Origin of the sequence: Noviherbaspirillum sp. (assembly GCF_035944575.1) — a bacterium.
Classification (GTDB): domain Bacteria; phylum Pseudomonadota; class Gammaproteobacteria; order Burkholderiales; family Burkholderiaceae_D; genus Noviherbaspirillum.
In genome coordinates, this window is sequence record NZ_DASZBA010000187.1 from 1 (window position 1) to 9,293 (window position 9,293).

Below are 9,293 nucleotides of genomic sequence, written 5' to 3' on the forward strand. Positions count from 1 at the left end.
TGATGACATCCGCCGGTTCAACCCATGTCAATATGCGGTCACAATCGGCGGCTAGCATGGCGCTTATTTACTTCGATCTGGCCTACTATTTCCATGCAATTTCTTATTCACGGCGCAACCAGTCTTCTGCCTTCATCCACCGGATTCAAGGAATGGGACAAGGTCAACATCGGCCTTTCCGATGCCTTCATCGACTTTGTCCGGCCGCCTTCCGTGCACGGTGCAATCAACGAAGGCGCTGTCTTCGATGGCACGGGCCTCATTGCCCTGCCGGGCATTGTGGATTTGCATGGAGATGCGTTCGAACGCCAGATCCAGCCGAGGCCGGAGACCGTGTTTTCCTATGACATCGCGCTCGCCGATACGGATAGGCAATTGGTGGCGAACGGCATCACCACTGCATGCCACGGGGTGACGTTTTCATGGGAGGGCGGCTTGCGCGGACGTGAGTCGGCATTGGCCCTGCTGCGCCAGGTAATGCAGAAGCGCAAGCATTTTCACGCTGACCACCGCATCCATCTGCGCTTTGAAAATCATCACGTCGATGGTCTTAACGACGCGCTCGACTGGATCGCCCAGGGATGGATCTCCTTCGTCGCGTTCAATGACCACTTGCCGTCCATCATGCGCAAGTCGAAACAACCGGAAAAATTATCAGCCTACGCAGAGCGTGCCCGCTGCGACGCGCCGACATTTGTGGAGCGCATGCAGTCCGCACACGCCAGGTCGGCGGAAGTCGATGGCATCGTGAAGCGTCTTGCAGCGGCATGCAGGCAGCGCGGCATTCCGATGGCTTCGCATGATGACGAAACTCGCGCCGACCGCGAGCGCTACCATGCGATTGAAGCCACGATCAGTGAATTCCCCCGCAGCAGCGACGCGCTCGCGGCAGCGCGCGAGTTCGGAAGCCGGATCATCATGGGTGCGCCGAATGTATTGCTCGGCGGCAGTCACTGCGGCTCGCTGTCCGCGACCGAGACGGTCAGAACGGGCATGTGCGACATCCTGACGTCCGATTATTACTACCCGTCCCTGCTGCATGCACCGTTCCGGCTGGCATATCAGGAGAATGCGTGTTCTTTGGCCGACGCCTGGAAGCTGGTATCGCAGCATCCCGCTGAAACCCTCGGCCTGCGCGATCGCGGGCGCATCGCGCAAGGCTATCGCGCCGACCTGTTGCTGGTCGAAGCTCAGCCGGGCGGCGACGTACGGTTGGTCGCCACCATCGCCGCCGGCAGATTGGCGTATTGCGCCGAACCGCAGCGGCTCACCACCCACCGGCTTTATCCGCTGGCGGCATGACGCGATACGCCATCTACTTCGCCCCGGCCCCGACATCCTCGTGGTGGCGGGCCGGTTGCCGCTGGCTGGCCCGCGATCCGGAAAGCGGCGAGGTACTGCCGCCTTATCCGGTCATCGGCCTGACGCCGGATCTGACGACAGCACTAACCGCCAGCGCTCGGCGTTACGGATTTCATGCCACCCTGAAGGCACCATTCAGGCTGATGGACGGCTTCAGCGAAACCCACCTGCTGGCAATGGCCCAGGCTTTTGCCGCGACGCAAAAGCCGATCATGCTCGAAGACGTTCGCGTGCGTCGCATCAGCGACTTTCTGGCACTGACTCCGGACGGGCCGCTGGAAGAGATCAGTGCCCTGGCAATGCGCTGCGTAAGTTATTTCGATCTGCTGCGCGCACCGCCGACGCCGGCGGAACTTGCCCGGCGCCGACAAGCCGGCTTGAGCGAGCGGCAGGAAACCTTGCTTAAGCGATGGGGCTACCCGCACACCGAAGAACAGTTCCGGTTTCACATGACGTTGAGCGACTCTCTTGCGAAAGCAGATGCGCATACCGCCGATGCCCTGCGCAGGGCGGCGGACGCATGTTTCAATGATGCCGCCGTCCACGGGCAGATGTCGATAGACAATCTGGCGATCTTTCGTGAAGACAGCCCCGGCGCGCCTTTCCGACTTTGGCGGCGCTTTCCCTTCGATGCGAACAGAACGGAATCCGCCTTCCCGGAAAGCGGGAGGCTGTTCTTTTTCGTCGGCGCATCGGGCGTCGGCAAGGATACGCTTCTCCGCTGGTTGGAGCAGCATTCGAACGCCAGCGGATCGATCGTCTTCGCCCGCCGCACCATCACACGCGACGTGCATCCCAGCGAAGTGCATGAAGCGGTGGATACCGCAACCTTCTGGCGCCAGGCTGCCGCTGGGGAGTTTGCGATGATGTGGCAGGCAAACGACTTGTGTTACGGCATTCGCCGCGGGATTGACGCCGACCTTCGAGCCGGGCGAGACGTGGTCGTCAACGGGTCACGTGAATACATTCCTCAACTCAAGCAGATGTATCCGGCCGCCCGCATCATCTGGGTGGAAGCAGGGTCGGACGTCATCCGCCAGCGCATCGAGGCGCGCCAGCGGGAAAGCGGCGCGGCGCTGCTTCGGCGCATGGACCGCATCGCGCAATTCACGCCGCCACATTCCGATGATGTGATCCGCATCGATAACAGCGGTCCATTGGAAGCGGCGGGGGCCAGGCTGCTGGAAGTTTTCGCGGTGAAGTGACCTTGCCGCAGTGCTGCAGGCCCGTTCCGCGGACCTGCGCCGGCGCAACCGGCCGGTGCTGGTACCGGCCTGGCCTACGCCAGTTCGATACCGAAGCTTACGCCATGCTGGCTGAAGCCAAGGCGCTCATAGAAGCGGTGGGCGTCCTTGCGCTTGATGTTGGACGACAGGCTCAGCTTGTAGCAGCCGGAGCCGGCGGCAATATGGAGTGCCCGCTGCAGCATCGCTTCGCCGACGCCCTCCCCTCGCCTCTCGCGGGATACGACGACCGCATCAAGCAATGCCTGGCGGCTTCCGTGATGCGACAGGCTGCAAAACACCATCAGGCTGAAGGTTCCGACCGGAACACCGGCTTCGTCCAGTGCAAGGTAGGCTTTGAAATCGGGGTAACTTTCCATGTCCGCCATGATCTGGCGGGTAAGCGCGGCGTTGAAACCTTCCGTCTCGCTCGGTTCATCATCCATTTGCGCCAGCAGGACGGCGAGCGCTTCGGCGTCACCCGGCACCGCCTCGCGTACCGCGATATCTGATCTGACGCCGGCGCGTTCCGTCATGGCATCCCTGCTTTGCGTCATGTTCATGCCGCTTTCTCCCCTACTCTTGTCTGCGTCATTGCAATTGCATGCATGATGGTGATGAATTCGTCGAGTGGCGCTGTCACTGCGCCGGGTACCTTCGCCTCATCATCCCATCGGCGCAGGCACACTGCATCTTCCGCATGGGGCTGCGCGATGAACGCGGCGGCTTCATCCGGCGTGAACGGACCGCCCTGCCACATGAGGCTTCGCTTCGATGCATCCGACAAGCTCGACCAGTAAAGCGGCTCGATGGCACACAAATAGCGTTTTGCGTCGACATGCATGCGAACCGGTTCGGTGACCGCCGGCGGAAAAAGTTCCTTCAGCATTGCCGCACCGGTCGGTCCGTGTGGATGATCGCGATCATCCAGGTCGTCCGCGAGATGGCAAATATCGTGCAGCAAGGCTGCCGTCACCAGTTCCGACGCAGCGCCGTCGGCGCTGGCCAGCGACGCGCATTGCAGCGCATGCTCAAGTTGTGTCACCGCTTCGCCGCCGTACATCCCGGCGCCGCGATGGCGCAGCCAGTCTTCGATCCATTCGATGGTCAGTAGCGGTACGGATTGCATCAGATAAACCTCTTGCGCAGGTGAGAGGAAGCCAGATCGATGAGTGTAACCGTCACGACGATCAGCAGCAGCACCGCGCAGGTCTGCGCATACTGGAAGCCGCGGATGACTTCCCAGAGGATGACACCGATGCCGCCGGCGCCGACCATGCCGACGACCGTTGCCGACCGCACATTCGATTCAAAGCGGTACAACGCATAAGAAATCCACAGCGGCATCACCTGGGGCAGCACGCCGTAGACGATTTCCTCCAGCACATGTGCGCCGGTGGCCCGAATTCCCTCGACTGGCTGTGGATCGATTGCTTCGACCGCCTCCGAGAATAACTTGGACAGGATGCCTGTGGTGTGCACGAACAGGGCCAGTACGCCGGCGAACGGTCCCAGGCCGACCGCCACCACGAACAGCATCGCGAATACCATCTCGTTGATCGCCCGCGCCGCATCCATCAACCGCCGAACCGGCTGGTTGATCCACGGCGGCGCGATATTCGCCGAACACAGCAATCCGAAGGGAATCGCACAGATGACCGCCAAAACGGTGCCCCAGACCGCAATCTGGAGCGTAACCAGCAGTTCGTCCGCATACACGCGCCAGTCGGTGAAATCCGGTGGAAAAAAGCTGGCTGCATAGGTCGCCATATTGCCGGCGTCGCTGAACAATTCCAGCGGGCGCATGTCGGCACCCTTCCAGGATGCCGCCAGCACCGCCAGCAGGACGCCCCACATGAACAATTTGCCGAAGTCCTGTCTGGGCGGTGCCGGGTACCGCGGCGCCCCGTTTGCTTGTGTCGAAGCCTGCATGGCGTTTCCTTACAGCTTGGCGATATCCGCCAGCTTGCGATTGATGTCGTCCAGCATCGTTTTCTTTTCTTCAGCCTTCATCGCGCTGTCGTCTTCGACTTTCTTCTTTTGCTTGAACAATTCCAGCTGGCGGATCGGCTTGAGCTGCGCATTGGAGGATTCCTGAATACCCCCGAAGGTCAGCTTCTTCAGGATCTCCTTCTCCTGCTCGGCGTTCGGGCCGGTCTTGCCGTAAGAGAGGAAAAATTCCTTCACCTTTCTTTTCGTCTCGGGAGCCAGATCGTTGCGCCATACGAGCGGGTCGGAAGTAATCAACGGGGATTTCCAGATCTGGCGAATTTGCTTTGCAATCTCCGGCTGCCGGCTGGTGATCTTGTCCAGGGTGTCGGAGCTGTGTACCGCGGCGTCGACCTGCTTGTTGGCCACGGCCAGGATATTGGTCTCATGGTTGGCGCTGCGCACGGTCTTGAATGCCGATTTCGGATCGACGTTGTTCTGCGCGAATACGTAATAGCTCGGTATCAGGAAGCCGGACGTGGAATTGGGATCGCCGATGCCGAAGTTCATCGCCTTCGCATTCTTCAGGACATCATCGAGGTTCTGATAGGGGCTATCCTTGTGCACGCTGATGTAACTGTAATAGCCGAGCGTGCCGTCGACGTTCACCGTCTGCGCAAATACTTCGCCATTGGCGCGGTCGACCGCTTCGATCGCCGATTTGTTGCCCATCCATGCCACATGCACCTTGTTGAAGCGCATGCCTTCGATCACGCCTGCATAATCGGGCGCGAAGAAGGCGGTGACTTTCAAACCGGTGCGCTTGCTCATCTCGTCCAGCACCGGCTGCCAGTCCTGGCGGAGGTTCTGGGTGGATTCGGTGGAGATGATGCCGAAATTGATCGACTTGGTCGTATCCTGCGCATGAACGGCAGGGGCGGCGATGGCCAGCATGATGGTTGCCGCGCAAGCGGACAGCAGATTACGGTACATGGATGTGCTCCCTTGGAATTGAATGACCAGAAAATGGGGAAGGCGATTACACCGCCGCGGCGAAGACCGGCGGATGAAAGCCGTTTGCGGCGTGGAAGTCCGAATGGTTTTGCGCTGCCGCCGGCGGCGCAAGGATTTCCTCCGCTTCGGCGCCGTACAGCTCCCGCAGCATGCCGGCAGACAGCGCAGACGACGGCCCGTCATAGACGACACGGCCGCGGCACAGCGCCACGGTGCGCGGGCAGAACCGCATTGCAAAATCCACCTGGTGCAGCGATACAACCACCGTGGTGCCGTCGATGCGGTTGATGTCCGCCAGGGTTTGCATTACGCGCCGTGACGATTCCGGGTCGAGCGACGCGATCGGCTCGTCGGCCAGCACGACCTTAGCCTTTTGAACGATGGTCCGCGCGATGGCGGCCCGCTGCTGCTGTCCGCCCGATAGTGCGGAAGCCCTCTTGTAGGCATGGTCGACGATCCCTACGCGAGCGAGCGCTTCCAGTCCCAATTCCTTTTCCTCCCGGGTGAACTGCTTGATGCAGCTGCGCCAGAGCGGCATGCGCGACAGTCCGCCGGACAGCACATTGGTCAGCACCGGCAGGCGTCCGACAAGGTTGAATTGCTGGAAAACGAAGCCGACGTCCGCGCGCACGGCGCGCACGTTGCGTTCCACCATGCCGTCCTGCTGCACGGTCCTGCCGCCGACCTTGATATGACTCGTTGATGTGTTTCCCGGCATCAGGCCGGATATATGGCGCAGCAAGGTGGATTTGCCGGAACCGGACGCACCGATCAGGGCGACCATTTCGCCTTGCTGGAAAGACAGGTTCACGCGATCAAGCGCCTGGAAGCCGCCCTTGAATGTTTTCGACAGCCCGCTGATTTCAATCATCATGTTGCCCGCCCGGTGTAAAGAATGACGGGGGCAAGTATCGGGGCCAAATATGTCATGAGTGTGAAGACTGCATGACAGATGCGTGAAATATCGGGACTTCGAATCTTCCTGCCATATGGATCGACACACGAGGCTGATGCCGCCACCTCCGGATGCCTGCCTCATGGCGGGTATTCAGATGAATTGCGAAGCGGCGTATCCCGCAGGCGCGGCCCGATGGGCCGGATGCAGATGCGCCAGGAACTGCGCTGTCGCCGCGCTCCAGGAAAATCGCATGGCATATTGGCGGACGCCGGCACGCCGCAACTTGAGTGCATCGAAGCAGGCACGCGTCAGATCCTGGTGCAATATTCCGGACACGCCGTGCGCCACCACATCGATGGGCCCCTCCACCGGATAAGCCGCAACCGGTACGCCGCATGCCATCGCTTCCGCCATGACCAGGCCGAAGGTATCGGTGCGGCTGGGAAATACGAATACGTCGGCGCAATTATAGTAAGCCGCCAATTCCGCATGCGGCTTTGCGCCGAGAAAGCGGACCTGCGGATAGCGCCGCTCCAGTTCCTCGCGCATCGCCCCGTCGCCGATGACCCATTTGCTTCCAGGCATATCGATGCGCAGAAAATCCTCGACATTTTTTTCCACAGCCACCCTTCCGACATACAGGTACACCGGACGGCGGGTGCCGGAAAAATCCTGCGGCTCGGGCTGGAAACGCTCGGTGTCCACACCTCGCCCCCAGATCACGAGACGCTCGAAGCCGCGTTGTTCAAGCAGGATTTTCATGGCGGGCGTCGCCACCATGACGGCGCTGGCGCGGGAGTGGAACCAGCGCAGCCAACGGTAAAGAAGCGCCGGCGGCAATCGGCTGCGCGCGTGCAGGTATTCAGGGAAACGTGTGTGGTATGAGGTCGTGAATCGGAGCCCCCGCTTGATGCAGTACCGCCGCGCGGCCAAGCCCATCGGTCCTTCTGTCGCGATATGAATGCAATCAGGCTGCCATGCATCGAGGGTCATGGCGACGCGAGCATAAGGGGCACACGCCAACCGGATATCCGGGCAACCCGGACAGGCAAAGGTGGGCTGATTTTCGGCCGAGAGGATGTTTACCTCGTGCCCGCCGCTGCGCAGGCATTGCGCGGTTGCCTTGAGGGTGCTGACGACGCCGTTGATCTGCGGCTCCCAGGCATCGGTTACGATGGCGATACGCATATCGGTTCGTCCATTTTGGCCTGCTTCGGCTTCGTCACGATGTCCTGCCAGGTTACCAGCCGCAGTTCGCCCGTGGTTTCCTCCACCAGCGCGGACAGGCTCTCCACCCAGTCGCCGTCATTGCAGTAGGTAATGCCGTCGATATCGCGGATTTCCGGCTTGTGGATATGGCCGCAAATGACGCCGTCGACGCCTTTCTTGCGTGCTTCCGCCGCCAGCGCGTCTTCGAATGACGTGATATAGCTGACCGCGTTTTTCACCTTCAGCTTCAAGTACTGTGACAGCGACCAGTACGGCAGTCCTGCCCGCGCACGCCAATTGTTGAATACCTGGTTGAACTTGAGGATCACGGTGTAAAGACTGTCGCCGACGTAGGCCAGCCACTTTGCGCAGGCGATGACGCCGTCGAAACGGTCGCCGTGCAGCACCAGCATGCGCTTTCCCTGGGCCGTCACATGAATCAGTTCGTCCCGGATCTTGATGCCGCCAAAATCGAGATCGATGAACTGTCGGACTGCTTCATCGTGATTGCCCGGCACAAAAATCACTTCGGTGCCTTTCTTTGCCTTCTTCAGCACGTTCTGCACCACGTTGTTGTGCGTCTGGTCCCAGTACCAGCGACGCTTCAATTGCCAGCCGTCGATGATGTCGCCGACCAGGTAGAGCGTGTCCGATTCGGTCGCCTGCAGGAATTCGAGCAGGCGTGCCGCCTGGCAGCCTGTCGTGCCGAGATGGATATCGGAAATCCAGATGGTTCGAAAGCGCCTGACCTCCTTTTTCGGATGCGGCCCCGGCTTGAGGAAGCCGGCATCCAGAAAATTGTCGGCGGGTCTCATAGGGGCCTCGATTCCTTCAGGTAGTGGCGCGCGTAGCGATCATCCAGTTTTTCCAGCGGCAGCATCAGGAACAGGTCGGCGCAATGAAATTCCGCGTCCCAGGCCGGTTCGCCGCAGACCCATGCACCGCTGCGCAGATAACCTTTCAGCAGCGGAGGAATGACGCCCTTGTCGGCCGCGTCGCTTTCGCCGATCGGAAAAGGAAGGTGCGGCATGACGCGGTATTCCGCCGGTGCGAGATGGGACTGCATGACCGCATGACTGACCGCCGCAGCATTGCGTCCGCCGTCCGCCAGGCTGATGCTGGCGCAACCGATCAGATAATCGCAGCGTTCGCGCCGCATGTAGGCGGCCAGGCCGGCCCACAGCAGCATCAGCACGCCGCCGCCGCGATAGTCGGGGTGAATGCAGGCTCGGCCCGCCTCGACGATGCGCGAACGCAGGTGATCAAGGCGGCTGAGGCTGAATTCGGTTTCGGAGTAGAAGCGCCCGATGCGCCGGGCGGCGCTGGCGCTGAGAACGCGATAGGTGCCGACGATTCGCAGGGTCTTGGTATCCCGAACGATCAGATGATCGCAATGGGCATCGAACTCATCGCGGTCCAGCCCATCGCTGTTCGTCAGCGTCGACAACCCCATGGTTTCGATGAAAATCCGGTAACGCAAGCGCTGCACCTCCCGCACTTCTTCCGGCGTCGTGGCAAGGCTGAGGGTCAGTTTGGAAAAACTCTGGGCAGGTTCGACCGTGGCGGCCGGAGCGGTCAGTACGCGCATTCATCGTCCTCGTAAAAATGACGAATGAAGCGTAACCGTGGATTACTTCAGCGAAATGACAGCGGCGTTT

Annotated in this window: 10 protein-coding genes; 2 read left to right on the forward strand and 8 right to left on the reverse strand. The window is 60.7% G+C overall.

Features of this window, described 5'->3' with window-relative positions; all coding sequences use genetic code 11:
• The first annotated feature begins 93 nt into the window (after window positions 1-93).
• Window positions 94-1,302: an alpha-D-ribose 1-methylphosphonate 5-triphosphate diphosphatase gene (locus tag VGU61_RS13965; protein ID WP_326859754.1), complete on the forward strand. Its 1,209-nt coding sequence runs from the start codon at window positions 94-96 to the stop codon at window positions 1,300-1,302.
• Window positions 1,299-2,567 carry a phosphonate metabolism protein/1,5-bisphosphokinase (PRPP-forming) PhnN gene (phnN, locus tag VGU61_RS13970; RefSeq protein ID WP_326859755.1) on the forward strand — a complete coding sequence of 423 codons (1,269 nt, stop codon included), beginning with the start codon at window positions 1,299-1,301 and terminating at the stop codon, window positions 2,565-2,567. Before VGU61_RS13965 ends, phnN begins: the two co-directional genes overlap by 4 nt.
• A gap of 74 nt (window positions 2,568-2,641) precedes the next feature.
• Here the strand turns inward: phnN and VGU61_RS13975 are convergent, their stop codons facing one another.
• From VGU61_RS13975 to VGU61_RS14010, 8 genes are all read right to left on the reverse strand, one after another.
• On the reverse strand, window positions 2,642-3,148 hold the full coding sequence (locus tag VGU61_RS13975; RefSeq protein WP_326859756.1) for a GNAT family N-acetyltransferase: 507 nt from the start codon (window positions 3,146-3,148) through the stop codon (window positions 2,642-2,644).
• Window positions 3,145-3,714 carry an HD domain-containing protein gene (locus VGU61_RS13980; RefSeq protein WP_326859757.1) on the reverse strand — a complete coding sequence of 190 codons (570 nt, stop codon included), beginning with the start codon at window positions 3,712-3,714 and terminating at the stop codon, window positions 3,145-3,147. Before VGU61_RS13980 ends, VGU61_RS13975 begins: the two co-directional genes overlap by 4 nt.
• Entirely contained in the window at window positions 3,714-4,517 is an 804-nt protein-coding gene (phnE, locus tag VGU61_RS13985; protein WP_326859758.1) for a phosphonate ABC transporter, permease protein PhnE, read from the reverse strand. The genes VGU61_RS13980 and phnE overlap by 1 nt, the downstream gene beginning before the upstream one ends.
• A 9-nt stretch (window positions 4,518-4,526) precedes the next feature.
• A complete protein-coding gene (gene phnD, locus VGU61_RS13990) occupies window positions 4,527-5,507 on the reverse strand; it encodes a phosphonate ABC transporter substrate-binding protein (RefSeq protein ID WP_326859759.1) in 981 nt (326 codons plus the stop codon).
• Window positions 5,508-5,553: 46 nt separating this feature from the next.
• On the reverse strand, window positions 5,554-6,402 hold the full coding sequence (gene phnC, locus VGU61_RS13995; RefSeq protein ID WP_326859760.1) for a phosphonate ABC transporter ATP-binding protein: 849 nt from the start codon (window positions 6,400-6,402) through the stop codon (window positions 5,554-5,556).
• Window positions 6,403-6,576: 174 nt separating this feature from the next.
• Entirely contained in the window at window positions 6,577-7,614 is a 1,038-nt protein-coding gene (locus tag VGU61_RS14000; RefSeq protein ID WP_326859761.1) for a glycosyltransferase family 1 protein, read from the reverse strand.
• Entirely contained in the window at window positions 7,596-8,450 is an 855-nt protein-coding gene (locus VGU61_RS14005; protein WP_326859762.1) for a UDP-2,3-diacylglucosamine diphosphatase, read from the reverse strand. Before VGU61_RS14005 ends, VGU61_RS14000 begins: the two co-directional genes overlap by 19 nt.
• Window positions 8,447-9,223 (reverse strand): GNAT family N-acetyltransferase, encoded by a 777-nt coding sequence (locus VGU61_RS14010; RefSeq protein ID WP_326859763.1) that lies wholly within the window; start codon window positions 9,221-9,223, stop codon window positions 8,447-8,449. Before VGU61_RS14010 ends, VGU61_RS14005 begins: the two co-directional genes overlap by 4 nt.
• Window positions 9,224-9,293: the final 70 nt, after the last annotated feature.

What these genes read in the sequence shown, in the direction of transcription:
- phnD (WP_326859759.1), bottom strand. Translation starts at nt 5,507, where the DNA reads ATGTACCGTAATCTGCTGTCCGCTTGCGCGGCAACCATCATGCTGGCC.
- VGU61_RS14000 (WP_326859761.1), bottom strand. Translation starts at nt 7,614, where the DNA reads ATGCGTATCGCCATCGTAACCGATGCCTGGGAGCCGCAGATCAACGGC.
- phnC (WP_326859760.1), bottom strand. Translation starts at nt 6,402, where the DNA reads ATGATGATTGAAATCAGCGGGCTGTCGAAAACATTCAAGGGCGGCTTC.
- VGU61_RS14005 (WP_326859762.1), bottom strand. Translation starts at nt 8,450, where the DNA reads ATGAGACCCGCCGACAATTTTCTGGATGCCGGCTTCCTCAAGCCGGGG.
- VGU61_RS13980 (WP_326859757.1), bottom strand. Translation starts at nt 3,714, where the DNA reads ATGCAATCCGTACCGCTACTGACCATCGAATGGATCGAAGACTGGCTG.
- phnN (WP_326859755.1), top strand. Translation starts at nt 1,299, where the DNA reads ATGACGCGATACGCCATCTACTTCGCCCCGGCCCCGACATCCTCGTGG.
- VGU61_RS13965 (WP_326859754.1), top strand. Translation starts at nt 94, where the DNA reads ATGCAATTTCTTATTCACGGCGCAACCAGTCTTCTGCCTTCATCCACC.
- VGU61_RS14010 (WP_326859763.1), bottom strand. Translation starts at nt 9,223, where the DNA reads ATGCGCGTACTGACCGCTCCGGCCGCCACGGTCGAACCTGCCCAGAGT.
- VGU61_RS13975 (WP_326859756.1), bottom strand. Translation starts at nt 3,148, where the DNA reads ATGAACATGACGCAAAGCAGGGATGCCATGACGGAACGCGCCGGCGTC.
- phnE (WP_326859758.1), bottom strand. Translation starts at nt 4,517, where the DNA reads ATGCAGGCTTCGACACAAGCAAACGGGGCGCCGCGGTACCCGGCACCG.